Below are 24,550 nucleotides of genomic sequence, written 5' to 3'. Positions count from 1 at the left end.
CTGTTCGGGTTGCGGCGTGGGCGGCGGGGCGACGGGCGAATTGCCGTCGGCCCAGAGCTGGACTTCGACGGGGCCGGGGGCCTCCGTGCGCCAGTTCACGCCAAAAATCAGGGCGACGAGCAGCAGCAAGTGCACCGCCACGGCCAGAATGAGCGCATTCCGGTTGTCGTTGTTGGGCGGGGTGGCCGGTGGGCCGCTGCGGTGTCGAATAATGGGTGGCGTCATGGGCGTTGCATGCCGGCAAAGCCGGCGGAAGGCGGCGCGTTAGCGTTTTTTCGCGGATGCGGGCTGGGACGTGCCTGCGGCGGACTGGTCCACCAGCAAGCCCAGGCGGGTGATGCCGTTGGTGCGTAGCTCGTCCATCACCTTGACGACCGTCTCATAGGGCACCTTGCCGTCGGCGGCGATCACCACCGGCGTTTCCGCGGTAATACGCGAACGCACCTGCGCCACGAGCTCGGGGCGGGCGATGTCTTGCATCGTTGCGCCGGGCTCGCGCATGCGCAGCGCGATCTTGCCGTCTTCAGAGATCTGCACTTCCAGCGGCTTGACCGGTACATCCGAGGCCGCGCCAACGGAAGGCAGCTGGATCAGCCCGGGCGTGATCAGCGGAGCGGTCACCATGAAGATGACCAGCAGCACCAGCATCACGTCGATGTACGGCACCACGTTGATGTCGGCCTTCATGCGGCGGCCGGACCTGCCGCGTGAGCTTACCGAGGGCATTAGCGCACCTGCCGTTGCAGAATGTTCAGGAATTCGTCGACGAAGCTATCGAAACGGATCGAGATGCGGTCGATGTCGTTCGTGAAGCGGTTGTAGGCGACCACGGCGGGAATGGCGGCAAACAGGCCGATGGCGGTGGCGATCAGCGCTTCGGCGATGCCGGGAGCCACCGAAGCCAGCGTGGCTTGCTGCATGTTCGACAGGCCGATGAAGGCGTGCATGATGCCCCAGACCGTACCCAACAGGCCGATGTAAGGCGACACCGAACCGGCCGAGGCCAGGAAGTTCAGGTGCGATTCCAGCGCGTCCATTTCGCGCTGGTAGGCGGCGCGCATGGCGCGGCGCGGGCCGTCCAGCAATGCGGTGGCGTCGCCGGCCGAATTGCCGCGGCGCGCTTTCAGGAATTCGGTCATGCCGGCATCGAAGATGCGGGCCAGGGCGCCTTGTTCGTCGCGGCGCGACGCCACGGCCTGTTGCAGCATGGACAAGTCGCCGCCCGACCAGAAGTCGTCTTCAAAACGGCGGGTTTGGGTATGGGCCCGCTTGATGGCAAGGCGCTTGGCGAAAATGTACGTCCAGGACATGATCGAAATGCCCAACAGCATCAACATGATCAGCTGGACCGGCACGCTGGCGTGCGAAATCAGCGAAAGCAACGACATGTCGTTGGTGACTTGCATGGTTATTCCTGAATGAATTCCAGTTTTGCGCGAACGGCGGCTGGCAACTCTGCCGGCCGCATGTGAATGGCGTCGACACAGCAGACTTGGATGTTGCCTTCGGCAAGCAGTTCCCCGTCGCGTTCCGCGCGCTGCGCGAAGTGTATCGAAGCGCGGCCGAGTTTGGTGATTCGGCTGCGTATGGTAAGCAAATCGTCCAGTTTGGCCGGTTTCCGGTAGGACATGTCCAAGGAGCGGACAACGAATAAGCGTTGTTCGTCAACGGCCAGCCCGGACTGGTTGACTCCCAGGGCGCGCAGCCACTCCGTGCGGGCGCGCTCCAGGAATTTCAAGTAGTTGGCGTAGAAAACCACCCCGCCCGCATCCGTGTCTTCGTAATAGACACGGACTTGCAGCAGGGATTCGTTGGACTTCGGATCGGTCACGGTGCGGGTAGGCAATGAAGCGGGTCGGGACGCGGTAAAGTCCGTATCTACTATAGGGTTTAAAGGGTGTCGAGTTTCGTCAGCACCGCTTCAAGCGCGGACTCTACCGGAATCTTGGCAGCTTCGGTTTCCCGACGCGCTTGCAATTCCACCACACCATCGTTCAAGCCGCGTTCTCCAACTGTTACACGCAGCGGTGCGCCGATCAATTCCCACTCGGCGAACATGACGCCGGGGCGGGCATCGCGGTCATCAAGAATGACGTCCACGCCGCGCGCCAGCAGGGATTCATAGAGCTTCTGCGCGGTGTCACGCACCGTTTCACTTTTGCCCCAGCCCACCGGGCAGATAACCACTTCAAAAGGCGCGATCGCGCGGGGCCAGATGATGCCGCGCGCGTCATGGTTTTGCTCGATGGCAGCACCCACGATGCGGGTCACGCCGATGCCGTAGCAGCCCATTTCCAGCACCGCCGGCTTGCCGGTCTCGTCCAGGAACGTGGCCTTCAAGGCTTCGGAGTACTTCTTGCCCAGGTAGAAGACGTGGCCCACTTCGATGCCGCGCTGGATGGACAGCGTGCCCTTGCCGTCCGGCGACGGGTCGCCCGCGACGACGTTGCGCAGGTCGGCCACCAGTTCGGGCTCGGGCAGGTCGCGACCCCAGTTCACGCCCTGGATGTGGAAATCTTCTTTATTGGCGCCGCAGACGAAATCGGCCATGTTGGCGACCGTGCGGTCGGCGATCACGTGCACCGGCTTGGCCGTCTTGACGGGGCCAAGGTAGCCCGGCTTGCAGCCGAAGTACTCGACGATTTCGCTTTCCGTGGCAAAGCGGAAGCCCGCCAGGCCGGGCAGCTTGCCCGCCTTGATTTCGTTCAGTTCGTGGTCGCCGCGCAAGAGCAGCAGCCAGATGTCGACGCGGCCCTTGTCGCCGTCGGTGGCCAGCACGATCGATTTGATCGTCTTGTCCAGCGGCAGCCCCAACAGCTTGGCCACGTCTTCGCACTTGGCCGCGCCCGGCGTTGCCACGTCGGCCATGGCCTGCGTGGCCGCACCCCGGGTGGGATACAGCGACACGGCTTCGGCCAGTTCGATGTTGGCGGCGTAGTCGGTTTCGGCGTTGTAGACCAGCAGGTCTTCACCGGTGTCGGCAATGACCTGGAATTCGTGGCTGCGCGTGCCGCCGATGGAGCCGGTATCGGCAGCCACGGCGCGGAATTGCAGGCCCAGGCGGCCGAAGATACGCATGTACGCGGCGTACATGGTGTCGTAGCTCTTGAGCGCGCCGGCTTCGTCGCGATCAAACGAATAGGCGTCCTTCATTGTGAATTCGCGGCCACGCATCAGCCCGAAGCGCGGACGGCGTTCGTCGCGGAACTTGGTCTGGATGTGATAGAAATTCAGCGGCAGCTGGCGATAGCTGTGAATTTCATTGCGCGCGATGTCGGTGATGACTTCCTCGGACGTAGGCTGCAGCACGAAATCGCGCTGGTGCCGATCCTTGATGCGCAGCAGCTCGGCGCCGTATTGCTCCCAGCGGCCCGATTCCTGCCAGAGTTCGGCGGGTTGCACCACCGGCATCAGCAGCTCGATGGCGCCCGACGCGTTCATTTCTTCCCGGACGATCGCCTCGACCTTGCGGATGATCTTCAGCCCGAGGGGCATGTAGGTGTAGATGCCGCCCGCGAGCTTGCGGATCATCCCGGCCCGGGTCATCAGCTGGTGGCTGGCGACTTCGGCTTCGGAAGGGGCTTCTTTGAGGGTGTTGATGTGGTAGTTGGATGCGCGCATGTTTAAAGGTGGCAGCAGATACGTATAATCGACTGTAATTGTATTGAATTCGGTGGGGGTGGCCCATGCTTGACCGCGAAGGCTACCGCCCCAATGTCGGCATCATTCTCGTCAACAGTCGAAACGAGGTCTTTTGGGGCAAGCGTATCAGGGAACATGCATGGCAGTTCCCCCAGGGCGGCATCAAATATGGCGAAAGCCCGGTGCAGGCCATGTATCGCGAACTCCATGAAGAGGTGGGCTTGAAGCCCGAGCATGTCCGTATTTTGGGGCGTACACGCGATTGGTTACGTTATAACGTGCCCGATCACTTCGTCCGGCGTGAGTGGCGTGGCCACTATAAAGGACAAAAACAGATTTGGTTCTTGTTGCGCCTGGTGGGACGTGACAGCGATGTGTGCTTGCGCGCGACGCAGCATCCGGAATTCGATGCCTGGCGCTGGAGCCAGTATTGGGTGCCCCTGGACGCTGTCATCGAGTTCAAGCGCGACGTCTATACCCAGGCGTTGAACGAGTTGTCGGCGATCCTCTTTCGGCGTCATCACGAAACCCGCTATCTGCGCCAACGCGTGCACGGACAGCGGGCAGCAGAGAATTTGCCCGAAGGAACGGACGGTCATGCGCATATTGTTGGTTGAAGACGAACGGGACATGGCGTCCTGGTTGATGCGCGCGCTGGCCCAAAGCGGGTTTGTGCCGGACCACGCGGCAGATGCCCGCACCGCCGAAGCCTTCATGGCGGGCACGGAATATGACGCCATCGTCATGGACCTGCGCCTGCCCGACAAGCACGGTCTGGTCGTCCTGCGCGAAATGCGCAACCGCGACGACCGCACGCCGGTCTTGCTGCTTACCGCCCAAGGTGCGCTGCAAGACCGGGTGCGCGGGCTGAATCTTGGCGCGGACGATTTCCTGACCAAGCCCTTCGCCCTGGAAGAACTGGAAGCGCGGCTGACCGCCCTGGTGCGTCGCAGCCGCGGCCGCCAACATCCCCGCCTGCAATGCGGCTCGCTGTCCTACGACAGTGAAAGCCGCGCGTTCACATTGGACGGCTCCCTGCTGTTCCTGACCCCGCGCGAACATGCCGCCCTGGCGGCATTGCTGACCCGCAGTGGCTACCCCGTGGACAAATCCCAGCTATTCGGCAAGGTCTTCACGCACGATAGCGAAGCCAATCCCGACGCCATCGAGGTCGTGCTGCACCGGCTGCGTAAGAAACTGGCCGGCAGCGACGTCCGTATCGTCACCGTTCGCGGCTTGGGCTACATGCTGGAAAGCGTGGCCAGCGAGTCCACGGAAACCTAAGTGAGCCTGCGGATCCCCGGGTTGCCGCGTGTGGGCATCCGCGCGCTGCTTATCATCTTGCTGCTGCCCGGCGTGGTGGTGCTGTTGGTCATCGACAGCCTGAACGACTACCGCACGTTGTCCGAGATCACCAACGAAGCCTATGACAGCGCGCTGGTCGAGCCTGCGCGCGTGCTTGAAAGCAGCCTGGAATTCACCCCGGACGGCAATCTGCAAGTGGCCACGCCGCTGTACGCGCAAGTCATGCTGGAATCCCGGGCGGGCCTGCGCAAGTATTTCCGCATCGAACAGATGGACCCGCCGGTGCCCGATGGCTCGCCCGTGCCCACCGAGCAGGGCAAGACCCTGTTGGGCATGCCGGAAATGCCGCGGCCTCCAAGCTGGCCCCGCTCTAACGGCCAACCTATTTTCTACGACGGCGTCTACCGTAACGATCCGGTCCGGGTCGTGGCGGTGGTGCGTGACCTGTACTACCAGGGCCTGCATCGGCAAGTGATGGTGGTGGTGGCCGAAAGCACGGGCAAACGGATCGAAGCCGAGAACAACGCGCGTCGCCAGGAAATCTTGCGCGACGCCCGCATGCTGGCGCTGGTGGTGGTGCTGGTGTGGTGGGGCGTGTCATGGGCGCTCAAGCCCTTGCGGCGCCTGCGTGCCGACATCCGCAACCGGCGGCCCGATGACCTGACCCCGCTGGACGCCTCTCGTGTACCCAGCGAAGTGGCGCCGCTGGTCGACGCCGTCAATCACCACATCGCCCGATACCGCCGTGTGCTGGACGAACAATCGCATTTTCTGGCCGATGCCTCGCATCAGCTGCGCACGCCGTTGGCCATCATGTTGACCCAGGCGCAATACGCGCTTCGTGAACGCGACCCCGCCCGCACGCGCGAAGGGCTGCGCGCCATCGTTGACCAGCTGGGCCGCACCCGACGCTTGACCGAGCAGCTGCTGTCGCTGGCGCATGCCAACCAGGCGGAACCCCTGCCGCGCCAACTGCTTGACATGAACGCCGTGTCGCGCGAAGTGGTGCTGCAATACCTGCCCTTGGCGCACGAAAAGCAGCAGGACCTGGGCTGGGTGCAGGCGGGTTCCGAAGAAGGGCAGGAGACGTCCGCCCCGGTGTCGGGCAACGAAGCCGAGCTGCATGAAGCGCTGTCCAACCTGGTGCACAACGCCATCAACTACGCGCCCGCGGGCGCTCGCATCACGGTGTCGGTCAGCCGCCTGGAAAGCCGCGCCGAGGTCTCGGTGTCGGACAACGGCCCGGGCCTGGACCCGGTGCTGCGCAGCCGCGCCTTTGCGCGATTTGAGCGGGTCGGCACGGACAAGCCGGTGGCGTCATCGGGATCCGGGCTGGGCCTGGCGATTGCGCGGGCCTATGCCCGCCGCAACGATGGCGACATCGAACTGCGGGACGGCGAGCGCAATGCACAGGGCGGCGTCGGGCTGGCATCGGTGTTGTGGCTACCCTTGGCGCCGACGGTTTCGCAGTACCCCCGTCCGCTTGATATGGACTTGAAAGGCGAGCAATAAGCCCCACCGCCTGCCGCCTGCCTGCCCCACCCGCTGGCTACCGCCTTTCAAATTTTTTTCTTGTTTCCCCCTTTCCCGCGTTGCCGCTCCTCAGGGATAACCCCCGAATTCAGGAAGGCGACAGCGCACAGAAAGCGAATTAGCAGCTTCCCTCCGTAATCTGCGCTCCGGTTCGTTGTAAAGGGCCGGGCGAGGCTCGTGTCGAGCGGCGCATCAAGGGCCGGCACGGTCCTGCACCGGAAGGAGGAAGCAAGTGCAAAAAAATATCAACAGAAAGGACTACTACGGCGGCGCGCTGATGGTCCTGATCGGGTTGGGGGCGATATACGGCGGCACCGACTATCACATCGGTTCGCTGAGCCACATGGGACCCGGGTTTTTCCCCGCCGCATTGGGTGGCCTGCTGGCGTTGACCGGTGTGCTGATCGCGATATCCGCGCGCTCGGGCGATGCCACGCCGCCCGCGCCGGGCGACGGCCACGCACATGGTTTGCCGGACATGCGCGGCAGCGCCTGCATCCTGCTCGGCATCCTGGCGTTCCTGCTGCTGGGCCACTACGGCGGCCTGCTGCCGGCCACCTTCGCCATCGTATTCATCTCGGCGTTGGGTGATCGCAAGAACACCATCAAGCAAGCAATTCTGTTGTCGGTCGCCATGTCCGCGATCGCGGTCGTCGTTTTCTGGTGGGCGCTGCAATTGCAGCTGCCGCTGTTTCGTTGGGGTTGAAGCGCCATGATCTCTCAATCTTTGATGGACCTTTGGTACGGCTTCGGCGTTGCGTTCCAGTGGCACAACCTGATGTGGTCGTTCTTTGGCGTGCTGGTCGGAAACCTGATCGGCGTGTTGCCCGGCATGGGCGCCTTGTCGGCGATCTCGATCCTGTTGCCGCTGACCTACGTCATGCAGCCCGTGCCCGCCATTCTGATGCTGGCCGGTATCTTCTACGGATCGCAATATGGTGGCGCCATCGGCGCGATTCTGCTCAACCTGCCTTCGCACCCGCCGCACGCGGTCACCTGCCTTGACGGCTACCCCCTGACCAAACAAGGCAAGGGAGGGACCGCGCTGGGCATCACGATGATCTGTTCGTTCTTCGCGGCCTCGGTCGGCATCATCGTCATGATCTTCGCGTCGCCCTTGCTGGTGGAAGTGGCCTTCAAGTTCGGCCCGACCGAGATCTTCTCGATCATGCTGCTGGGCTTGCTGGCGGGCGCGACGATGTCGCGCGGCTCGCCACTGAAGGGCGTGGCGATGACGCTGTTCGGCCTGATGTGCGGCGTGGTCGGCACGGATGTGAACACCGGTACCATCCGCTTCTCGTTCGGCCTGCTGGACTTGTCCGATGGTCTGGAGCTGGTCGCGATCTCGATGGGCCTGTTCGGCGTGGCCGACTTCCTGATGAGCGTCAATCGCATGACCATCATCGGTAGCGGCGCCAAGCTGCGCATTCGCGACATGCGGCCGTCCAAGCAGGAATTGAAGACGGCTTTCTGGCCGATGGTTCGTGGTACGGCGGTGGGCACGCTGTTTGGCGCCATGCCGGGCACGGGTCCCACCATCACCACCTTCGTCGCCTACGCGCTGGAACGCAAGATCTCGAAGACGCCCGAAAAGTTCGGCACCGGCATGATCGCCGGCGTGGCGTCGCCGGAAGCGTCGTCGCACTCGAAGACGCAGGTCGACTTCATTCCCACGATGAGCCTGGGCATTCCCGGCGACGCGGTGATGGCGTTGATTCTGGGCGCCTTGCTGATCCAGGGCATCCAGCCGGGTCCGCAGCTGATCACCGAGCATCCGGACATTTTCTGGGGCCTGATCGCCAGCTTCTGGGTGGGTAACGTGCTGCTGATGGTGCTGAACGTGCCGCTGATCGGCGTGTGGGTCAAGCTGCTGCAAGTGCCGTACCGCTATCTGTTCCCGTCCGCGCTGTTCTTCATTGCAGTGGGCGTGTTCAGCACGCAAAACAGTCTCTTCCAGATTTGGGAAGTGCTGGCCTTCGGCGTGATCGGCGCGATCTTGATGACGCTGGAATTCTCGGTGGCGCCCATCCTGCTGGGCTTCGTGCTGGGCCCCATGGTGGAAGAGAATTTCCGCCGTGCCCTGCTGCTGTCGCGCGGGGATCTGATGGTGTTCGTGCAACGCCCGATCAGCGCGTGGTTCATCGCCGCCAGCGCCTTGCTGATCCTGCTGCAAGTGTGGGCGTTCGCGCGCCGTGGCAAGGGCAAGGACAAGACCAAACCGGAAGTGCCGCAAACGGTTTAAGCGGCGCTTGCATCCGTACAACGACGGCCCGGCTTCATGCCGGGCCGTTTGATTTGTGTGACGCCATCCTGCATGCTTGCGGTTTCCGAAACGCCTTGCAGAGCCGCCAACATGCATATTCTTTTCGCTTGCCCTCACCACGATCCCGACGTTTGGGTGCCGCCTTTGGAAGCCGCGATGCCCGGGTGCCGCATCTCGGTGTGGAATCCCGATGGCCCGCCGTCAGGCGCCGAAGTGGCGCTGGTCTGGCGTCCTCCGGCAGAGCTTTTCAAGCACGAGACGGGCATCACGACGCTGTTCAATCTGGGGGCGGGCGTAGACGCCCTGTTGAAGATGCCCGAGATTCCCGAGCACGTGCGTATCGTGCGCCTGGAAGACGCCGGCATGTCGGTGCAGATGGCCGAATATGCGTTGTACGCGCTGCTGCGCGTGTCGCGTGATTTCCAGGCGTTTGACGAAGCGCAGGCCCGTCAGCATTGGGACACGCGAGAAGGCACCGCACAGTCGGATTGGCCGGTGGGCGTGTTGGGGCTGGGTCAGGTGGGCGCGCGTGTGGCGCAAACCCTGGCGGAATTTGGCTACCCGGTGGCGGGCTGGTCACGGTCGCCGCGCGAGATTGCCGGCGTCGAATCGTTTGCCGGCGAAGCCGCGCTGCCGGCCTTCCTGGCCCGCACGCGCTTTCTGGTCAATGTGTTGCCACTGACGCCCGACACGCGCGGCATCCTCAACCGCGAGACGCTGTCGCAATTGCTGCCCGAGGCGCACCTGGTGAACGTCGGCCGTGGCGAGCATCTGGTTGAAGAGGATCTGGTGCAGATGCTTGAAGAAGGCGAGATCGCCGGCGCGACGCTTGACGTTTTCCACACCGAGCCGCTGCCCCGCGATCATCCTTTCTGGCGCGACCCGCGCGTGCACGTCACGCCGCACATCGCGGCCCGTACGTTGCGCGACGAAAGCATCGAGCAGATTGCGGGCAAGGTCGCTCAACTGATGCGCGGCGAGGCCATCACCGGCGTGGTCGAACGCACGCGCGGCTACTGAGTCGCGGGCGTCACGGCTTTTTCCAGCCGCTGGTACATCGAAGGCAGGCGTTGCGACAGGAAATCCAACAGCGTCCGGACGGCGGGCATCATGCCCCGCCGCGATGGATAAATGCAATGGACAATGCCTTCGGGCGATTGCCATTGCGGCAGCACCGGCACCAACTGGCCACGGCGCAGCTGTTCTTGCGTGGCGATCGACGGCAAGAGTGCAATGCCACGCCCACGCACGGCTGCTTCGGTCAGCACAATGAAGTCGTTGCACGATAGCTGCGGCTTCAGCTCGATCTGCACTTCTTCGCCCTTGTCATTGCGAAGCGGCCATCGCACTTCGTTCTGCGGGTCGGAAAAGCTCAACGTGGTGTGCGAGGCCAGATCTTGCGGTGTGTCCGGGCTGCCCCGGCGCTGCAAGTAGCCGGGGCTGGCCACTAGCGTGCCGCGCGCCGTGCCCAGATGGCGCACGACCAGTTCGGCGTCGGTGTCCAGCTTGGTTCGGACTCGCAACGCCAGGTCCACGCCTTCCCGGATCAGGTCAACCCGCCGGTTCGTTACCAGCAACTGCACGGAAATTGCCGGCCACGCATCCAGGAATTCGGGCAACAGCGGCGCCAGCACGTCCTGCGCAATCGACACCGGGCAACTTACGATGACGGGGCCGGCCGGTTCCGCTTGCAGTTGGCGCATGGCGTCGTCGGCGGCGCGCGCGGACGCCGCCATTTCACGGCAGTAGTGCAGATACCGTTCCCCGGCGGAAGTCAGCCGCAGGCGTCGTGTCGTGCGTTGCAGCAGGCGTACGCCCAGGCTTTCCTCCAAATGCGAAATCCGCCTGGATAGGCGGGATTTGGGAATGTCCAACGCGCGGGCGGCGGCGCTGAATCCGCCCTGCTCAACGACTTGGGAAAAGTAATAGAGGTCGTTTAGATCTTGCATGATTGTTCTATTCCTGGAACGAACAGTTCATCATATCCCGGTTTATGCGAATAATGAACCGGTCTACAGTGACGCCATGCATTCGGGATCTGCCACCGCCACCCGGCGCCCAGCCCCAGTCCGGATTTCCCTTTGAACCGGATGTGGCGCTGTCAGATTCCGACGCCCGCCCCAGGCGGGCCAACTGGAGAAATTCGCTATGAAGACCCTTGTTATCCTTTCCTCGATCCTCGGCAACCGTTCGCACAGCAAGGAATTGGCTGACCACCTGATCGCCCGCCTGAAGGCCGCCAACCCCGCCGCCAGCGTGAAAGTTCGCGACATCGGCGCACAACCGATTCCGTACTTTGACGGCAACACGGCCGGTGCGTTGTTCACGCCCGCCGATGCCCGCACCGTGGAACAGCAACGCATCGTTGAGTTGAGCGATTCGCTGGTCGCGGAACTGATGGAAGCCGACCGCATCGTGTTCGCCGTGCCCGTGTACAACTTCAATTTGCCGGCGCAGTTCAAGAGCTACCTGGACTACGTGGCCCGCGCTGGCGTCACGTTCCGTTATACGCCCGAAGGCGTGCCGGAAGGCCTCGTCAAGGGTAAGCAGGTGTTCGTGTTGACGGCCCGCGGCGGCAAGGCCGAAGGCACGCCGTCCGACACGATGACGCCGTACCTGCGGCAGATGCTGGGTTTCCTGGGCATGGACGCCGTGACGTTCATCGCGGCCGAAGGCATGGCGATGGGCGAAGTGGCAGCCTTGGAAGGGGTGACCTTGGCCAAGCAGCGCATCGATGCACTGGTCCTGGATTCGGCACCGGCGGGCCTGGCAGCCTGATCGCGGGATGCAGGCAGTCACGTGTGTCGTGATGTTGTGATGCCATGATGTAGAAACAAAAGGCGAGCCAACCGGCTCGCCTTTTTTGTCGCCGCGTTCCGGCGACGTTACCCGCGCAACGCTCAGTCGCGCAGGCGCTTCACCAGGCTAGAAGTATCCCAGCGACCCCCGCCCATTTTTTGGACGTCGCCATAAAACTGGTCCACCAATGCCGTCACCGGCACACGGGCGCCGTTGTTGCGGGCCTCGGCCAGCACCAACCCCAAGTCCTTGCGCATCCAGTCGACCGCAAATCCGAATTCGAACTTGTCGTCGACCATGGTGCCGCCCCGGTTCTCCATCTGCCAGCTTTGCGCGGCGCCCTTGCTGATCACGTCCAGCACCAGCTTCATGTCCAGATCGGCAGCCTGCCCAAACGCCACGGCTTCGGACAAGCCCTGCACGATGCCCGCAATGCAGATCTGGTTGACCATCTTGGCCAATTGGCCAGAGCCCGGGGGGCCTACCAACGTGACCGCGCGGCCGAAGCTCTGCGCCACCGGCTTGATGGCGTCGAACACCGCGGCTTCGCCGCCGCACATGATGGTCAGAACGCCGTTGACGGCGCCGGCCTGTCCGCCCGAGACAGGCGCGTCCACGAAGTTCAGGCCCAGTTCCTTGGCCTGTGCGTAGAGCTCGCGGGCAACGTCGGCCGACGCGGTGGTGTGATCGACGAACACGGCGCCCGGCGCCATGCCCGCAAAAGCGCCGTCAGGCCCCAGGACCACACTGCGCAGGTCGTCGTCATTGCCCACGCAGGCAAACACGATTTGTGCGCCGGCCACGGCTTCACGTGGCGTGGCTGCGTGGCGGCCGCCGAATTCAGCGGCCCAGGCTTGCGCCTTGGCGGGCGTGCGGTTGTACACCGTCACGGTGTGGCCCGCGCGGGCCAGGTGGCCGGCCATGGGCAGACCCATGACGCCCAGGCCGAGAAAAGCGACTTTCTGGGCTACGACCGCGTCGTAGCTCTTGATACCGATCGTTGCCATGCAGGAAACTCCGCTCTATGTGAGTAAGGTCTGTCCGAGGACACTAACCTTAACGCAATCAAAAGCCGGCGGCGAGTCCATCGCGTCGGCTATCGCTGGCGCTGACATAGCCATCAACGGCTGGATCCCCCAGCCGCCAGATGAACTGACCGGATCCGAAGTCCATGTAAGGGTCGTCTACGCTTTCCAGCACGTGGCCACGCGCGCGCAGGCCTTGGGCCACCGCGGGCAACAGAGTGGCTTCGGCGTCGATGGTCAGCCCGTGGTTCCACTTCCAGCGCGGTGCGTCGCAGGCGGCTTGCGGCTGCTGGCCGTAGTCCAGCATGCGCACCAGCGTCTGCACCTGCCCCTGCGGCTGCATGTTGCCGCCCATGACGCCAAAGCTCATTACCGGCGCGCCGTCCCGCATCAGAAACGCCGGAATGATGGTGTGAAAAGGGCGCTTGCCGCCGGCCACCACATTCGGGTGCTCTGGGCGGGTGCTGAAGCAGTGCCCGCGATTTTGCAGGCTGACGCCGGTGCCCGGCACCACCACTCCCGAACCGAAGCCCATGTAGTTCGATTGAATGAAGCTGACCATCATGCCGCTCTTGTCGGCGGTGGTCAGGTACACCGTGCCGCCTTGCGGTGCATGGCCGGACAGGAAGTCCTGGGCCGCGTTTCGATTGATCAGGCGTGCGCGTTCAGCCAGGTAATCGGGCCGCAGCATTTGCTCGGGCGTCATGCGCATGTGGCGGGAGTCGGCGACATGGGCATAAACGTCGGCGAACGCCAGCTTCATGGCTTCGATCAGCAGATGCTGGGTGTCGGGATGATCGACAGGGCGCGCGGCCAGGTCGAAATTCTGCAAGATACCCAGCGCGATCAGGGCCGCGATGCCTTGGCCGTTGGGGGGAATCTGGTGCAGTGTATGACCACGGTACGGCTGGCTGATGGGCGCTACCCATTCGGGCGAATAATCGCGCAGGTCCGCCAAGGTCAGCGCCGCGTCGTGCGCCTGCGCGTGTGCCACCAGCTTGTGCGCGGTTTCGCCTTCGTAGAAATCGCGCCCGCCTGTTGCGGCAATGCGCTTGATGGTAGCGGCGGCGCCCGCCAACACGAAATGTTCGCCCACATGGGGAACCCGGCCGCGCGGCAGGAAATGGTCGGCAAAGCCCGGTTGGGGCTGTAGCAGGTCAGCTTGCGCCGCCCATTTTTCATGCACGACGGGAGACACGGCGTAACCGCGTTCGGCGTATTCGATGGCGGGGCCCAACACCTCGGCGAACGGCAGCTTGCCCAACTTTTCATGCAAGGCGGCCCAGCCGGCCACGCATCCGGGCACGGTGACGCTGTCCCAGCCGCGCATGGGAATCGCCCCTTGGTGCTTGCGCCGAAAATAATCCACATTCCAGGCGCTGGGGGCGGGACCGGAGGCATTCAGGCCATGAAGCTTGGCGCCGTCCCAGATGACGGCGAAGCAGTCGGAACCCAGGCCGTTGCTGACCGGTTCGGTCAGGGTGAGGGTCGCGGCGGTGGCGATGGCCGCGTCAACGGCATTGCCGCCCTGGGCCAGGATGCGCAAGCCCGCCTGCGCCGCCAGTGGCTGCGACGTGGCGACGACGTTGCGGGCGAAAACGGGAATGCGGGTGGTGGGGTAGGGGTTGTTCCAGTCGAAATTCATGCCGAATCATCGCGTGGGGTAAACCCGTACTTTACCGTAGCGGCTTCCCGAATCCGGCGGGGCGTAGTCCTGCGTAGCCTTTGGCAGCTTTCGCCAGGTCAGCCCAATAAAAAAACCCCTGGGACAAGCCCAGGGGTTTGGATCGCGCCGACACCGCCGCGCAAGGCGGCGGGTTCGCGTCTTACTCTTCTTCGACGAAGGTCTCTTCGCGCTTCTTGCGGATGGCGGGCAGGGCCACCAGGATCACCAGGAAGGCGGCCACGGCCAGCAGCGATGCCGACAGCGGACGCGTCACGAAGGTGCTGAAATCGCCACGCGACAGCAGCAGTGCACGGCGGAAGTTTTCTTCCATCATGGGGCCCAGAACCAGGCCCAGCAGCAGCGGTGCGCCTTCGCACTTCAGCTTCGACCAGACGTAGCCGATGACACCGAAGATAGCCGTTGTGAAGATGTCGAACGAGTTGTAGTTCAACGAATACACACCGATCGTGCAGAACACCAGAATCGCCGGGAACAGGATGCGGTAGGGCACCTTCAGCAGCTTGACCCACAGGCCGATCAGCGGCAGGTTCAGCACCACCAGCATCAGGTTGCCGATCCACATCGAAGCGATCAGGCCCCAGAACAGCTCCGGGTGGCTCGTCATGACTTGCGGGCCGGGCTGGATGTTGTGAATCGTCATTGCGCCGACCATCAGCGCCATCACGGCATTACCCGGGATACCCAGCGTCAGCAGCGGGATGAACGAGGTTTGTGCCGCGGCGTTGTTCGCCGATTCCGGGCCCGCCAGGCCGGCCGGGTGGCCCTTGCCGAAGCGTTCCGGATTCTTCGAGATCTTCTTTTCCAGGGTGTAGGAAGCGAAGGACGACAGCACGGCGCCACCGCCGGGCAAGATGCCCAGGGCCGAACCCAGGGCCGTACCGCGCAGCACTGCCGGGTACGATTCCTTGAATTCCTGCTTGTTCGGGTACAGCGAGCCGATCTTGTCGGTGATGTCGACGCGGTTTTCCTTCTGCTCCAGGTTGGTCATGATTTCGGCAAAGCCGAACACACCCATGGCCACGATGGCGAAGTCGATACCGTCTTGCAGTTCGGGGATGCCGAAGTCGAAGCGGGCAACGCCCGAGTTGACGTCGGTGCCGACCATGCCCAACAGCAGGCCCAGGATGATCATCGAGATCGCCTTGGGCAGCGAGCCCGAAGCCAGCACCACGGCGCCGACCAGACCCAGACACATCAGCGAGAAGTACTCGGCGGGGCCGAACTTGAAGGCCACTTCAGCCAGCGGAGGCGCGAACGCGGCCAACAGCAGCGTGGCCACACAACCGGCAAAGAACGAGCCCAGTGCAGCGATAGCCAAGGCGGCACCGGCACGGCCGTTACGGGCCATCTGGTGGCCGTCCAGCACGGTCACCACCGCGGACGTTTCCCCTGGCAGCGCCACAAGAATTGCCGTGGTCGAGCCGCCGTATTGCGCGCCGTAATAGATGCCTGCAAGCATGATCAGGCCGGCAATCGGGGGCAACACATACGTGATCGGCAGCAGCATCGCGATGGTCGGGACCGGGCCAATACCGGGCAACACGCCAATCAGCGTACCCAGAATGCAGCCCAGCAGTGCATAGGCCAGGTTCTCGGGCGTGAACGCCACCGAGAAGCCCAACATCAGGTTGTCAAACAATTCCATGACCGGTTGCTCCTTAGTTCATGCCCAGAAAGGACGGCCACAGCGGGAAGATCAGCCCCAGCCCCTTGACGAATGCCAGATACGAGAACACCACCAGGAAGATCGCGTTGGCGACGGCGACCTTCAAGCTGAACTCATGGCTGGCCAGGCTGCTTACGACAACCAGGATGAATACCGAAAGGTAGATGCCCAGCGGCTTGAGGATGAAGCCGTACAAGACGACTGAACCCACGACGAGAAAAACGATGCGCCAGTCGAACTTGTCGACGTGCGTTTCCTGCGCTTTCTTGGAAAGCGAGCCAAGCAGCACGATGGCGCCCAGCAAAGCCAGAACAATGCCTAGCCAGAAAGGAAAGTACCCTGGGCCCATTCGGGCAGCAGTACCCATTTGGTAGCTGCTGGCCTGCCAGGCAAATCCCAGTCCAAGGGCGATGAACATCACCCCAGACCAGAAGTCCTGTCGATTGCGTAGCTGCATGATTGGTTGGCTCCTGTTTACAGCATGTAGATAAAAAAGTTTGTAGCCGGAGGGGACTCGCCGAAAGGCGAGTGACAGGCACAAAAAAGGCACTTCAGGGTGCCATTAGTTATTCTGAAAGCGACGGCGTGGTTTCTTGAAAGGGCGAATGGTAATGGACGCCTGCCACGCTGCAAACCCTGTAAGGTCCGTGAAAGGCTGGGGTTTTCCCTAGAATTCGGGAACTCCCGACCCCGAGATGTAACGGCGCGGGAATATTGAGGGCTTTTTGAAAGCTAAGTGAAAGTTTATAGAAAGAAATGCGAAAGCCGGATCGGCCGGATGCGGGGATTTTGGAGGAGGGGGACTTTTCTTCTTGGGCCGGAATCGGTTAGCCTCGCGCCGCCGACATCACAACCGTAATTCCTACCGAATATTGCCGGGTTTCTCACCTTGCGTGAAGAGGCCCGGTCTACCTCAGGATGGTTTACGATAGCGCCCATGCTGCAAGATCTAGACCAACTCGCCGCCCGAATCGGGCAACTGGTGCAACGCACCCGCCAACTCCACGCAGAGCGTGATGCGTTGCGCCTACGCTTGAACGACTTCGAAGCTGAACAGCGTGTGCTGAAGCAGCGCGCCGCCGAGCGCGAGGCTGACATCGTCACGTTGAAAACCAAGCTTCAGGATCACGACGGCGCCGTCACCGCAATGCTCGAGCAAGCCCAGCAGGCGGAAGTTGCCCTGCGCGAGCAGCTTGCCCGCGAATCCGCCGAACGCCAAGCGCTTGAGTCGCGCTTTGCCGCCCGCGAATCCGAACTGCAAGGCACCTTGCAATCTCGCGACAACGAACTACAGCGCTTGCGCGTGGCCGCCGCTTCGGCCCGCGAGCGCATTGACGCCGTGCTGGCCCGCCTGCCGGGCGCACCGTCTGGAGAGCAACACTGATGGAACGCGTAGACGTAACCATATTAGGACGCGACTATTCACTGGCTTGCTCTGCTGAAGAGAAGCCCACGTTGATGGCCGCCGTGCGTCATGTCGACCAGTTGATGCTGCGCATCCAGGGAACCGGCAAGATTTCCAGCAACGAACGCATTGCCGTCATGGCCGCTTTGCAAGTCGCCGGCGAGCTGCTTGCGATGAAAGCGCCCGATGGTCCGCTAGGGGGTTTGGCGGTTGGCGACTTCAAGCGTAGAATTGAGGACATGAACGCAGTACTCGATGACGCCTTGTCGGGTCAGGAAAAACTGCTCTAACGTTCATAAAGCGGTATTCAAGAATTTTCAGTTTGTCCCTGCCGTGTCCGTGACTAGGCCATACATTCTCTGAACCTATGTCTTTTGGCATATTGGTTGCGGGAGTGCAGAGCTGGAGTGATTGTCTCTCGTAGACGAACCCGACGCTCTTCGGAACGCGACCACCTTGAACCTCAGGGTTCGAGATGCCGGCCTTGACGGCACAGGCGGGGCATCTATCCCAGCGGGCCTGCCAACAGCGCAGGTCCGCGTCGGGTGCCAAAAATCCCCCAAGTTCTTCCCCTCTGTCCTCTTTCCTAGGACCCGTCCATGTTCAAACACCCTGTTTTTTCGCTGACGAAACTCGGCGCAGCGTGCGCAGCCGTGGCCGCCATCGCCGCCGTGCAACCGGCATACGCACAAGCGCAAGGTGCCGTGGCGCCCGCAGCAGCGGAATCGTCCACGAATCGTTCTCCCGAAATGACGCTGCAAGCTGCAGCCTCATCCGAGGTCAAGCAGGACACCGTTCGCATTTCTTTGACTGCTGAAGTCGATGCCCCCGATCAGCCTGCGGCGGGCAAGAAGCTGACGGCCATCCTGGATGACGTCGTCAAGCGCGCGCGTGACACCAAGGGCGTTGACGTCCGCACGGGCGGTTTCAACGTGTGGCCGAACACGAACAGCAAGGGCAAGATCAGTTCTTGGCGAGGCCAGGGCGAAGTGGTGCTGGAGTCCAAGGACTTCGATGCGGCGGCCGCGTTGGCGTCCAAGCTATCGGATAAGACCGCCATCTCGAACATCGCGTTTTCGCTGTCGCGTGAAGCGCGCGAGGCCGAAGAACGCAAGCTGCTGAAAGAAGCGGCGCAGGCGTTCAAGGATCGTGCCCTGGCCGCGGCAAACGCGTTCGGCTTTTCTGGCTATCGCCTGTCCAAGCTCGAGCTTGGTGGTTCGGGTGGCCCGGTACCGATGCCGCGCATGCTGGGCGCGGCCGCCATGGCCAAAGACGCTTCCGGCGGCTTCAGCCCGGACGTCCCGCTGGAAGCGGGAGACGTCACGGTCAGCGTCGCTGTTAACGGGACGATCGTTTTGCAGTAAGGGTGAACATGATGGCGCCCAAGGCGACCATCGGCACGGACAGCCACTGTCCCATGCTTAAGCCCCCCGCGAGCAGGCCAAGAAAGTTGTCCGGCTCGCGGGTGAATTCCACCAGGAAGCGGAACGTTCCGTAGCCCATCAGGAACAGCCCGCTAACCTGCCCCAGCGGGCGCGGCTTGCTGGAAAACCACCACAGCAATGCAAACAGCACGATGCCTTCCAGGCCCAGCTCATACAGTTGGGACGGATGGCGCGCCAGCCCGTCGCCGCTGTCCGGGAACACCATGGCCCACGGCACATCGGTCGGACGACCCCAAAGCTCGCCATTGATGAAGTTGCCCAGTCGGCCAAAACCCAGACCCAGCGGGATCAGCGGCGCGATGAAATCACTGATGGCGAAAAACGGCAGCTTCTTCTTGCGGGCGAACAGCAGCATGACGACGATCACGCCTATCAGCCCGCCGTGAAACGACATGCCGCCCTGCCATAGATAGGCGACTTCCAGCGGATGCGCCAAGTAGTACGCAGGCTTGTAGAACAGCACATAGCCAAGCCGGCCGCCCAGCACCACGCCCAGCACGCTGTAAAAAATCAGGTCTTCAAGGTCGCGCATGTTCAGCGACGTGGTGTGGCCGCTTGTGATGCGCCGACGCCCAAGCACATACACCAGGGCGAAACCCGCCAGATACATCAGCCCGTACCAATGAATGGCCAGCGGCCCGATCTGCAGGGCTACGGGATCGAATTTTGGATATTGCAGCATGTTCTGCCCGACACAATAAAGTTGAATGATAATAACCGGCGAGCACTGAAGATTCGCATGCGTGCAAGCGAGCCAGCTCCCTGGGTGCGTTCGCCATGTCCGCGCCCCGACGGCCGACAGGAGAGACAGACCATGCCGAACAATGAACGTTCCCGCCACATCACCCATGGCGTCGCGCGCGCGCCCAACCGCGCCATGTACTACGCGCTGGGCTACAAGGAAGCCGACTTCGACAACCCCATGATCGGCGTGGCTAACGGCCATTCCACGATCACGCCGTGCAACAGCGGCCTGCAAAGGTTGGCGGACGCGGCCATCGACGCCATCCGCGCATCCAGCGCGAATCCCCAGGTGTTTGGCACGCCCACCATATCCGATGGCATGTCGATGGGTACCGAGGGCATGAAGTATTCACTGGTGTCGCGCGAAGTTATCGCTGACTGCATCGAGACCGCTGCGCAAGGCCAGTGGATGGATGGCGTGGTGGTCATCGGCGGCTGCGACAAGAACATGCCGGGCGGCATGATCGCCCTGGCGCGCACGAACGTGCCCGGCATCTACGTCTATGGCGGCACCATCAAGCCCGGCCATTACAAAGGCAACGACCTGACCATCGTGTCCGTGTTTGAGGCAGTGGGCGAGTACACCATGGGGCGCATGCCCGAAGCCGACTTCAAGCAAATCGAAAAATGCGCGATACCTGGCTCGGGTTCCTGTGGCGGCATGTACACCGCCAACACCATGAGCTCGGCCTTCGAAGCCATGGGCATGAGCCTGCCGTATTCCAGCACGATGGCCAACGAGGACGACGAGAAAGTCGTGTCGGCCGCCGAGTCGGCGCGTGTCCTGGTCGATGCGGTGCGGCGCAATCTTCGACCGCGCGACATCATTACGCGCGAGTCCATTGAAAATGCCGTGTCCGTCATCATGGCCACTGGCGGCTCGACCAATGCCGTGCTGCACTTCCTGGCTATTGCTCATGCCGCCGAGGTGCCGTGGACCATCGACGACTTCGAACGGATCCGCAAGCGTGTTCCCGTTCTGTGCGACTTGAAGCCGTCGGGCAAATACGTCGCCACCGATCTGCATCGTGCGGGCGGCATTCCGCAGGTCATGAAGCTGCTGCTTAATGCCGGCCTCTTGCATGGCGACTGCATTACCATCACCGGCAAGACCATCGCAGAGACGCTGGCGGATGTACCCGATACGCCAGGCGGGGATCAGGACGTCATCATGCCGCTGGACCGCGCGCTGTATCCGCAAGGGCATCTGGCGATTCTCAAGGGCAATTTGTCGCCGGAAGGCTGTGTGGCCAAGATCACGGGGCTGAAAAATCCCGTCATGACCGGCCCGGCACGCGTCTTCGATTCCGAAGATGACGCGATGACGGCCATCATGGCGCGGCAGATCAAGGATGGTGACGTCGTTGTCATCCGCTATGAAGGTCCCAAGGGTGGGCCCGGCATGCGCGAAATGTTGGCGCCTACGTCTGCCCTGGTGGGGCAGGGCCTGGGCGAAACGGTCGGGCTCATCACCGATGGCCGTTTTTCCGGCGGCACGTGGGGTATGGTGGTCGGCCACGTCGCGCCTGAAGCCTTCGTTGGCGGCCCGATCGCCCTGATCCAGGAAGGCGATTCGGTTACCATCGATGCCCACAAACTGCTGCTGCAGTTGAACATCAGCGACGAAGACCTGGCGGCTCGTCGCCAGGCCTGGGTCCAGCCCAAGCCGCGTTATACACGCGGTGTGCTTGCCAAATTCGGCAAGCTCGCCAGCACCGCGAGCCGTGGGGCAGTTACCGATGCATTTGAAGATTAGTCTGTGGGTGGCCGCCGCCTGCGTGTTGAGCGCGGGCGCGGTCCAGGCACAAACCACCGGCCTGGATTTGGCCAAAAGCAAGGCCTGTATGGCCTGCCATCAAGTAGAAGCCAAGCGCGTGGGGCCTCCGCTGAAGAGCGTGGCGGAACGTTATGCCGGGCAGGGCGACGCCATGGTGGATTACCTGGCCGGCAAGATTCGCGGTGGCGGTCGTGGCGCGTGGGGCGCGGTTCCCATGCCTGCCCAAACGCATGTCAGCCAGGAAGACGCCCGCCTGCTGGCCGAATGGATATTGTCGCTGGCGCCCGCCAAGCAGTAGTCTTAATCTTTACGTCCCGCGCACGATGCGCGGGGGCGCGGCCCACGAACGGGTCGCCTATAAGAGAGGAATCGTCATGGCAGAACAACCTTCCCCCGGCAACGAGGTCGCCGTCCTTGGCGGCGGCTGCTTCTGGTGCGTCGAAGCGGTCTTCGCCGATCTGCGTGGAGTCAAAAGCGTCTTGCCCGGCTACAGCGGCGGGCACGTCGACAACCCCAGCTACGAGCAAGTGTGCGGCAAAGAGACCGGGCATATCGAAGTGGCCCGAATCGAATTCGACCCGTCGGAGTTGTCGTTCAGCGATTTGCTGCGTGTGTTTTTCGCTACCCACGATCCCACCACGCCGGGGCGCCAGGGCAATGACATTGGCCCGCAGTACGAGTCGGCCATCTTCTGGCAGAACGAGTCGCAGCGCGAGCAGGCCGAAGCGGTCATCGCCGAGGTGGAGGCGCAGCAGGTGTATGACGCGCCCATTGTCACCAAGTTGCTGCCGCCTGCCCGGTTCTGGCAAGCCGAGGACTACCACAGCAATTACTTTGCTTTGCATCCCGAACAAGGCTATTGCCAGTTCGTGATCGCGCCCAAGGTCGCGAAGTTCCGCAAGCAATTCCAGGATCGCCTGAAGCGCTGAGCCCATCTTCGCCGGTGCCCGCGCGTGTGCCGCGGGCAAAAAAAACCTCACCATTTGGTGAGGCTTCAAAGCCGGCGCCGCTGCATGAGCACCGCGCGCCGGCAGGGGAAGCGATTACTCGACGTTCTTCACAACGCCACGGCGCATCTGGTCCAGCTCGATCGATTCGAACAAGGCCTTGAAATTGCCTTCGCCAAATCCGTCGTTGCCCTTGCGCTGAATGATCTCAAAGAAGATCGGCCCGATCTGGTTTTCCGTGAATATCTGCAGCAGCAGGCCACCACCCGGCGCGCCGTCCAACAAGATGCGGTTTTTCTGCAGGCGGGCAACGTCTTCGCCGTGGTTGGGCAGGCGGCGATCCAGCAGCTCGTAGTACGTTTCCGGCGTATCCAGAAACACGACGCCCGACTCGCGCAGCGCCTCAATGGTGCTGTAGATGTCATCCGTGGCCATCGCGATATGCTGGATGCCTTCGCCGCGGTACAGGTCCAGATACTCCTGGATCTGTCCTTTCTCTTCCGTGCCTTCTTCGTTGATCGGAATGCGGATGTTGCCGCAAGGTGAAGTCATGGCCTTCGACTTCACGCCCGTCACCTTGCCTTCGATATCGAAGTAGCGCACTTCGCGGAAATTGAACAGGCGCTCGTAGAACTCCGACCACTCGGCCATGCGGCCCTTGTGCACGTTGTGCGTCAGGTGATCCACCAGCGTCAGGCCCGCGCCGCGATGGTTCAGGTCGGCCTGCGCGTTGTCCGGGTCCACGGGCACGAAGTCCACGTCATAGATGCTGATGTCGCCAATACCGCCGTGGCCTTCCTTGCCGGTCCAGCGGTCAACCAGGTAAATCAGCGAATCGCCGATGCCCTTGATGGCGGGGATGTTCAATTCCATCGGACCACTGTGCGAGTCGAAGCCCCACGCACCCAGCTCCAAGGCGCGCTTGTATGCCGCATTGGCGTCTTGCACGCGAAAACCGATCGCACAGATCGACGGACCGTGCAGTCGCGCGAAGCGTTGTGCAAAGGAATCCGGCTCGGCGTTGATCAGGAAGTTGACGCCGCCCTGGCGATAAAGCGTGACATCCTTGTGGCGGTGCTTGGCGATGGCTTTGAAGCCAAGCAGCTCGAACACCTTGCGCAACGCGGCGGGGTCCGGCGCGGCGTACTCAATGAACTCGAACCCGGCGGTGCCCATTGGGTTGTCCCACGGTTGAAATGCGCTGCTCATATGTCTGCTCCCTTGCATCATTTTTCAGGACGACTTGTTCTTCAAGTCTAGAACGAGATTGTAGGTAGGATCGACGGGCAGACAATTGCAAAGATGGCTTCGAAGCCCCAGTCTTCGGCAATAATATTGCTGTAATAGAAAACTTCGGGGCAATAAATGTCTGATATCGAGCTTGACAGGACAGATCTCAGGATCCTGGCCGAACTGCAGCGCGACGGTCGCTTAAGCAACCAGGAACTGGCTGACCGCGTTTCCTTATCCCCCAGCCCATGCTTGAGACGGGTCCGACGGCTGGAAGAAAAGGGCTTCATCAAAAAGTACGTCGCCCTGATCGATGCCGAGAAGGTCGGGCTGGGGCTGTTGGCATACGTGAACATACGCTTGAACAAGCACAGCGGTTCCAGTCACGCACCAATGAGCGACTTCGCACGGGACGTACAGCTGTGGCCAGAGGTAGTCGAGTGCTATGCGATGTCTGGCGATATGGACTACCTTCTCCGGATACAGGTAGCCGACCTGGCGCATTTTTCACGCTTCGCAATGGACACGCTGATGCGCCACCCGGCAGTCATCGATATGCGTTCTTTCTTTGCGCTTCAGCAAATCAAGGAAACGACGGAGCTTCGTCTGTAGGCGCGTCTTTGATGCCTCTCTATATATAGACGCCTTATATATAGAGGCTTCGTCTGTAGACATAGAGGGGCGCTCCCCGTGGGCCTGCACTAGGTGCCCTCCGTACGGTTCCGAAGATATGGCTCCTGACGGCCTCAAAGAGGGTGCGTCCCTTTAAAAGTTCATTTTTCTGCAAAACGGGTGTCAACTTGGCCGGAACGCCAAAAATTCCGTGCTATAGTCTCGCTCCTTCGCAGTTCAGACATTTTTGAACGGCGAAGCCAAGCAGTACGACGGGCTCCGGCCTGCCGCCAAGCAGCCAGCGATGGCAGCCAAGCGGGATTGCAAGGAATGGTGCAAATCAGGCAAAAGCCAGTTGCACAGTCTGCAAAAATCGTGCTATAGTCTTGGGCTTGGCTGGTGATGACGAGCAAGGGTTTACCTGGATCGAAATCGCAAGCCACCTGAGTAGTAACCGACCTCTGGTTTCC

26 protein-coding genes, 1 other RNA gene and 1 pseudogene are annotated in these 24,550 nt (G+C 62.1%); 15 read left to right on the top strand and 13 right to left on the bottom strand.

Features of this window, described 5'->3' with window-relative positions; all coding sequences use genetic code 11:
* From YH64_RS28440 to YH64_RS28420, 5 genes and pseudogenes are all read right to left on the bottom strand, one after another.
* A pseudogene (locus tag YH64_RS28440) lies at positions 1 to 225 on the bottom strand (protein TolA); the annotation flags it as partial.
* Between the two features lie 39 nt (positions 226 to 264).
* Positions 265 to 726, bottom strand: coding sequence for an ExbD/TolR family protein (locus YH64_RS28435; protein ID WP_039882755.1), 462 nt, complete (start codon positions 724 to 726; stop codon positions 265 to 267).
* On the bottom strand, positions 726 to 1,406 hold the full coding sequence (tolQ, locus tag YH64_RS28430) for a protein TolQ (RefSeq protein ID WP_046807611.1): 681 nt from the start codon (positions 1,404 to 1,406) through the stop codon (positions 726 to 728). Before tolQ ends, YH64_RS28435 begins: the two co-directional genes overlap by 1 nt.
* 2 nt (positions 1,407 to 1,408) lie before the next feature.
* Positions 1,409 to 1,831, bottom strand: coding sequence for a tol-pal system-associated acyl-CoA thioesterase (gene ybgC, locus YH64_RS28425; RefSeq protein WP_046807629.1), 423 nt, complete (start codon positions 1,829 to 1,831; stop codon positions 1,409 to 1,411).
* Between the two features lie 59 nt (positions 1,832 to 1,890).
* Complete coding sequence (locus YH64_RS28420; protein ID WP_046807612.1) at positions 1,891 to 3,621, bottom strand: proline--tRNA ligase; 1,731 nt, start codon at positions 3,619 to 3,621, stop codon at positions 1,891 to 1,893.
* Between the two features lie 65 nt (positions 3,622 to 3,686).
* Here YH64_RS28420 and YH64_RS28415 point away from each other — a divergent pair, with 65 nt between their 5' ends.
* The 6 genes from YH64_RS28415 (at position 3,687) to YH64_RS28390 (ending at position 9,763) form a co-directional block, all read left to right on the top strand.
* Complete coding sequence (locus tag YH64_RS28415) at positions 3,687 to 4,259, top strand: RNA pyrophosphohydrolase (RefSeq protein ID WP_006217428.1); 573 nt, start codon at positions 3,687 to 3,689, stop codon at positions 4,257 to 4,259.
* Positions 4,240 to 4,926 carry a response regulator gene (locus tag YH64_RS28410; protein WP_046807613.1) on the top strand — a complete coding sequence of 229 codons (687 nt, stop codon included), beginning with the start codon at positions 4,240 to 4,242 and terminating at the stop codon, positions 4,924 to 4,926. Before YH64_RS28415 ends, YH64_RS28410 begins: the two co-directional genes overlap by 20 nt.
* A gap of 30 nt (positions 4,927 to 4,956) precedes the next feature.
* Positions 4,957 to 6,459, top strand: coding sequence for a sensor histidine kinase (locus YH64_RS28405; protein ID WP_046807630.1), 1,503 nt, complete (start codon positions 4,957 to 4,959; stop codon positions 6,457 to 6,459).
* Positions 6,460 to 6,757: 298 nt separating this feature from the next.
* Positions 6,758 to 7,186 (top strand): tripartite tricarboxylate transporter TctB family protein, encoded by a 429-nt coding sequence (locus YH64_RS28400; protein WP_046807631.1) that lies wholly within the window; start codon positions 6,758 to 6,760, stop codon positions 7,184 to 7,186.
* A 6-nt stretch (positions 7,187 to 7,192) separates the two neighbouring features.
* Positions 7,193 to 8,722, top strand: coding sequence for a tripartite tricarboxylate transporter permease (locus tag YH64_RS28395; protein WP_046807614.1), 1,530 nt, complete (start codon positions 7,193 to 7,195; stop codon positions 8,720 to 8,722).
* A 111-nt stretch (positions 8,723 to 8,833) separates the two neighbouring features.
* Complete coding sequence (locus YH64_RS28390) at positions 8,834 to 9,763, top strand: glyoxylate/hydroxypyruvate reductase A (RefSeq protein WP_046807615.1); 930 nt, start codon at positions 8,834 to 8,836, stop codon at positions 9,761 to 9,763.
* Here YH64_RS28390 and YH64_RS28385 read toward each other — a convergent pair.
* Positions 9,757 to 10,692: a LysR family transcriptional regulator gene (locus YH64_RS28385; protein WP_046807616.1), complete on the bottom strand. Its 936-nt coding sequence runs from the start codon at positions 10,690 to 10,692 to the stop codon at positions 9,757 to 9,759. The genes YH64_RS28390 and YH64_RS28385 overlap by 7 nt on opposite strands.
* A 199-nt stretch (positions 10,693 to 10,891) precedes the next feature.
* On the opposite strand from YH64_RS28385, the gene YH64_RS28380 reads away from it, so the two are divergent.
* Positions 10,892 to 11,521 carry an FMN-dependent NADH-azoreductase gene (locus YH64_RS28380; RefSeq protein WP_046807617.1) on the top strand — a complete coding sequence of 210 codons (630 nt, stop codon included), beginning with the start codon at positions 10,892 to 10,894 and terminating at the stop codon, positions 11,519 to 11,521.
* Positions 11,522 to 11,643: 122 nt separating this feature from the next.
* On the opposite strand, the gene YH64_RS28375 is transcribed toward YH64_RS28380, so the two are convergent.
* The 4 genes from YH64_RS28375 to YH64_RS28360 all read right to left on the bottom strand — a co-directional run bounded on the left by YH64_RS28375 (position 11,644) and on the right by YH64_RS28360 (position 16,377).
* Entirely contained in the window at positions 11,644 to 12,549 is a 906-nt protein-coding gene (locus tag YH64_RS28375) for an NAD(P)-dependent oxidoreductase (protein ID WP_046807618.1), read from the bottom strand.
* A gap of 58 nt (positions 12,550 to 12,607) precedes the next feature.
* Positions 12,608 to 14,212, bottom strand: coding sequence for a gamma-glutamyltransferase family protein (locus YH64_RS28370; protein WP_046807619.1), 1,605 nt, complete (start codon positions 14,210 to 14,212; stop codon positions 12,608 to 12,610).
* A 181-nt stretch (positions 14,213 to 14,393) separates the two neighbouring features.
* The gene (locus YH64_RS28365) at positions 14,394 to 15,899 is read right to left on the bottom strand and encodes a tripartite tricarboxylate transporter permease (protein ID WP_046807620.1); all 1,506 of its coding nucleotides are present in this window, start codon (positions 15,897 to 15,899) and stop codon (positions 14,394 to 14,396) included.
* 13 nt (positions 15,900 to 15,912) lie between these two features.
* Positions 15,913 to 16,377 (bottom strand): tripartite tricarboxylate transporter TctB family protein, encoded by a 465-nt coding sequence (locus YH64_RS28360; protein ID WP_046807621.1) that lies wholly within the window; start codon positions 16,375 to 16,377, stop codon positions 15,913 to 15,915.
* 480 nt (positions 16,378 to 16,857) lie between these two features.
* On the opposite strand from YH64_RS28360, the gene YH64_RS28355 reads away from it, so the two are divergent.
* The 4 genes from YH64_RS28355 to YH64_RS28340 all read left to right on the top strand — a co-directional run bounded on the left by YH64_RS28355 (position 16,858) and on the right by YH64_RS28340 (position 18,689).
* Positions 16,858 to 17,304, top strand: a complete 447-nt coding sequence (locus tag YH64_RS28355; protein WP_046807622.1) for a hypothetical protein — start codon at positions 16,858 to 16,860, stop codon at positions 17,302 to 17,304.
* Positions 17,304 to 17,615, top strand: a complete 312-nt coding sequence (locus YH64_RS28350) for a cell division protein ZapA (protein WP_006217444.1) — start codon at positions 17,304 to 17,306, stop codon at positions 17,613 to 17,615. The genes YH64_RS28355 and YH64_RS28350 overlap by 1 nt, the downstream gene beginning before the upstream one ends.
* A gap of 32 nt (positions 17,616 to 17,647) precedes the next feature.
* Positions 17,648 to 17,832: non-coding RNA, 6S RNA (gene ssrS / locus YH64_RS28345), on the top strand.
* A gap of 92 nt (positions 17,833 to 17,924) precedes the next feature.
* Complete coding sequence (locus tag YH64_RS28340) at positions 17,925 to 18,689, top strand: SIMPL domain-containing protein (protein ID WP_046807623.1); 765 nt, start codon at positions 17,925 to 17,927, stop codon at positions 18,687 to 18,689.
* Here YH64_RS28340 and lgt read toward each other — a convergent pair.
* Complete coding sequence (gene lgt / locus YH64_RS28335; protein ID WP_046807624.1) at positions 18,664 to 19,452, bottom strand: prolipoprotein diacylglyceryl transferase; 789 nt, start codon at positions 19,450 to 19,452, stop codon at positions 18,664 to 18,666. The genes YH64_RS28340 and lgt overlap by 26 nt on opposite strands.
* A gap of 132 nt (positions 19,453 to 19,584) precedes the next feature.
* Between lgt and ilvD the strand changes: the two genes are divergently transcribed.
* The 3 genes from ilvD (at position 19,585) to msrA (ending at position 22,220) form a co-directional block, all read left to right on the top strand.
* Positions 19,585 to 21,270, top strand: coding sequence for a dihydroxy-acid dehydratase (gene ilvD / locus YH64_RS28330; RefSeq protein ID WP_143215586.1), 1,686 nt, complete (start codon positions 19,585 to 19,587; stop codon positions 21,268 to 21,270).
* Entirely contained in the window at positions 21,254 to 21,589 is a 336-nt protein-coding gene (locus tag YH64_RS28325; protein WP_046807626.1) for a c-type cytochrome, read from the top strand. Before ilvD ends, YH64_RS28325 begins: the two co-directional genes overlap by 17 nt.
* A 76-nt stretch (positions 21,590 to 21,665) precedes the next feature.
* Positions 21,666 to 22,220 carry a peptide-methionine (S)-S-oxide reductase MsrA gene (gene msrA / locus YH64_RS28320; RefSeq protein ID WP_046807627.1) on the top strand — a complete coding sequence of 185 codons (555 nt, stop codon included), beginning with the start codon at positions 21,666 to 21,668 and terminating at the stop codon, positions 22,218 to 22,220.
* A 114-nt stretch (positions 22,221 to 22,334) separates the two neighbouring features.
* On the opposite strand, the gene hppD is transcribed toward msrA, so the two are convergent.
* Positions 22,335 to 23,447: a 4-hydroxyphenylpyruvate dioxygenase gene (hppD, locus tag YH64_RS28315; RefSeq protein ID WP_046807628.1), complete on the bottom strand. Its 1,113-nt coding sequence runs from the start codon at positions 23,445 to 23,447 to the stop codon at positions 22,335 to 22,337.
* 156 nt (positions 23,448 to 23,603) lie between these two features.
* Here hppD and YH64_RS28310 point away from each other — a divergent pair, with 156 nt between their 5' ends.
* The gene (locus tag YH64_RS28310) at positions 23,604 to 24,080 is read left to right on the top strand and encodes an Lrp/AsnC family transcriptional regulator (RefSeq protein WP_006221896.1); all 477 of its coding nucleotides are present in this window, start codon (positions 23,604 to 23,606) and stop codon (positions 24,078 to 24,080) included.
* Between the two features lie 161 nt (positions 24,081 to 24,241).
* Here the strand turns inward: YH64_RS28310 and YH64_RS30420 are convergent.
* Positions 24,242 to 24,550 (bottom strand): hypothetical protein (locus YH64_RS30420; protein WP_221935932.1); only part of this gene is annotated, 309 nt, incomplete at its 5' end.

The sequence above is a fragment of the Achromobacter sp. LC458 genome, from assembly GCF_001005835.2.
In the GTDB taxonomy this organism is placed as follows: Bacteria; Pseudomonadota; Gammaproteobacteria; order Burkholderiales; family Burkholderiaceae_B; genus Achromobacter; species Achromobacter spanius_B.
Note: the sequence above shows the minus strand (reverse complement) of the source record. Positions and strands in the feature narration are given on the sequence as shown.

Bases quoted from the DNA above. Each gene is read 5' to 3' on its own strand.
- hppD (WP_046807628.1), bottom strand. From the start codon at position 23,447: ATGAGCAGCGCATTTCAACCGTGGGACAACCCAATGGGCACCGCCGGG.
- YH64_RS28390 (WP_046807615.1), top strand. From the start codon at position 8,834: ATGCATATTCTTTTCGCTTGCCCTCACCACGATCCCGACGTTTGGGTG.
- YH64_RS28420 (WP_046807612.1), bottom strand. From the start codon at position 3,621: ATGCGCGCATCCAACTACCACATCAACACCCTCAAAGAAGCCCCTTCC.
- YH64_RS28350 (WP_006217444.1), top strand. From the start codon at position 17,304: ATGGAACGCGTAGACGTAACCATATTAGGACGCGACTATTCACTGGCT.
- tolQ (WP_046807611.1), bottom strand. From the start codon at position 1,406: ATGCAAGTCACCAACGACATGTCGTTGCTTTCGCTGATTTCGCACGCC.
- YH64_RS28310 (WP_006221896.1), top strand. From the start codon at position 23,604: ATGTCTGATATCGAGCTTGACAGGACAGATCTCAGGATCCTGGCCGAA.
- YH64_RS28340 (WP_046807623.1), top strand. From the start codon at position 17,925: ATGTTCAAACACCCTGTTTTTTCGCTGACGAAACTCGGCGCAGCGTGC.
- ilvD (WP_143215586.1), top strand. From the start codon at position 19,585: ATGCCGAACAATGAACGTTCCCGCCACATCACCCATGGCGTCGCGCGC.
- YH64_RS28400 (WP_046807631.1), top strand. From the start codon at position 6,758: ATGGTCCTGATCGGGTTGGGGGCGATATACGGCGGCACCGACTATCAC.
- YH64_RS28360 (WP_046807621.1), bottom strand. From the start codon at position 16,377: ATGCAGCTACGCAATCGACAGGACTTCTGGTCTGGGGTGATGTTCATC.
- msrA (WP_046807627.1), top strand. From the start codon at position 21,666: ATGGCAGAACAACCTTCCCCCGGCAACGAGGTCGCCGTCCTTGGCGGC.
- YH64_RS28375 (WP_046807618.1), bottom strand. From the start codon at position 12,549: ATGGCAACGATCGGTATCAAGAGCTACGACGCGGTCGTAGCCCAGAAA.
- YH64_RS28415 (WP_006217428.1), top strand. From the start codon at position 3,687: ATGCTTGACCGCGAAGGCTACCGCCCCAATGTCGGCATCATTCTCGTC.
- lgt (WP_046807624.1), bottom strand. From the start codon at position 19,452: ATGCTGCAATATCCAAAATTCGATCCCGTAGCCCTGCAGATCGGGCCG.
- YH64_RS28365 (WP_046807620.1), bottom strand. From the start codon at position 15,899: ATGGAATTGTTTGACAACCTGATGTTGGGCTTCTCGGTGGCGTTCACG.
- YH64_RS28380 (WP_046807617.1), top strand. From the start codon at position 10,892: ATGAAGACCCTTGTTATCCTTTCCTCGATCCTCGGCAACCGTTCGCAC.
- YH64_RS28410 (WP_046807613.1), top strand. From the start codon at position 4,240: ATGCGCATATTGTTGGTTGAAGACGAACGGGACATGGCGTCCTGGTTG.
- YH64_RS28435 (WP_039882755.1), bottom strand. From the start codon at position 726: ATGCCCTCGGTAAGCTCACGCGGCAGGTCCGGCCGCCGCATGAAGGCC.
- YH64_RS28325 (WP_046807626.1), top strand. From the start codon at position 21,254: ATGCATTTGAAGATTAGTCTGTGGGTGGCCGCCGCCTGCGTGTTGAGC.
- YH64_RS28355 (WP_046807622.1), top strand. From the start codon at position 16,858: ATGCTGCAAGATCTAGACCAACTCGCCGCCCGAATCGGGCAACTGGTG.
- YH64_RS28370 (WP_046807619.1), bottom strand. From the start codon at position 14,212: ATGAATTTCGACTGGAACAACCCCTACCCCACCACCCGCATTCCCGTT.
- YH64_RS28385 (WP_046807616.1), bottom strand. From the start codon at position 10,692: ATGCAAGATCTAAACGACCTCTATTACTTTTCCCAAGTCGTTGAGCAG.
- YH64_RS28395 (WP_046807614.1), top strand. From the start codon at position 7,193: ATGATCTCTCAATCTTTGATGGACCTTTGGTACGGCTTCGGCGTTGCG.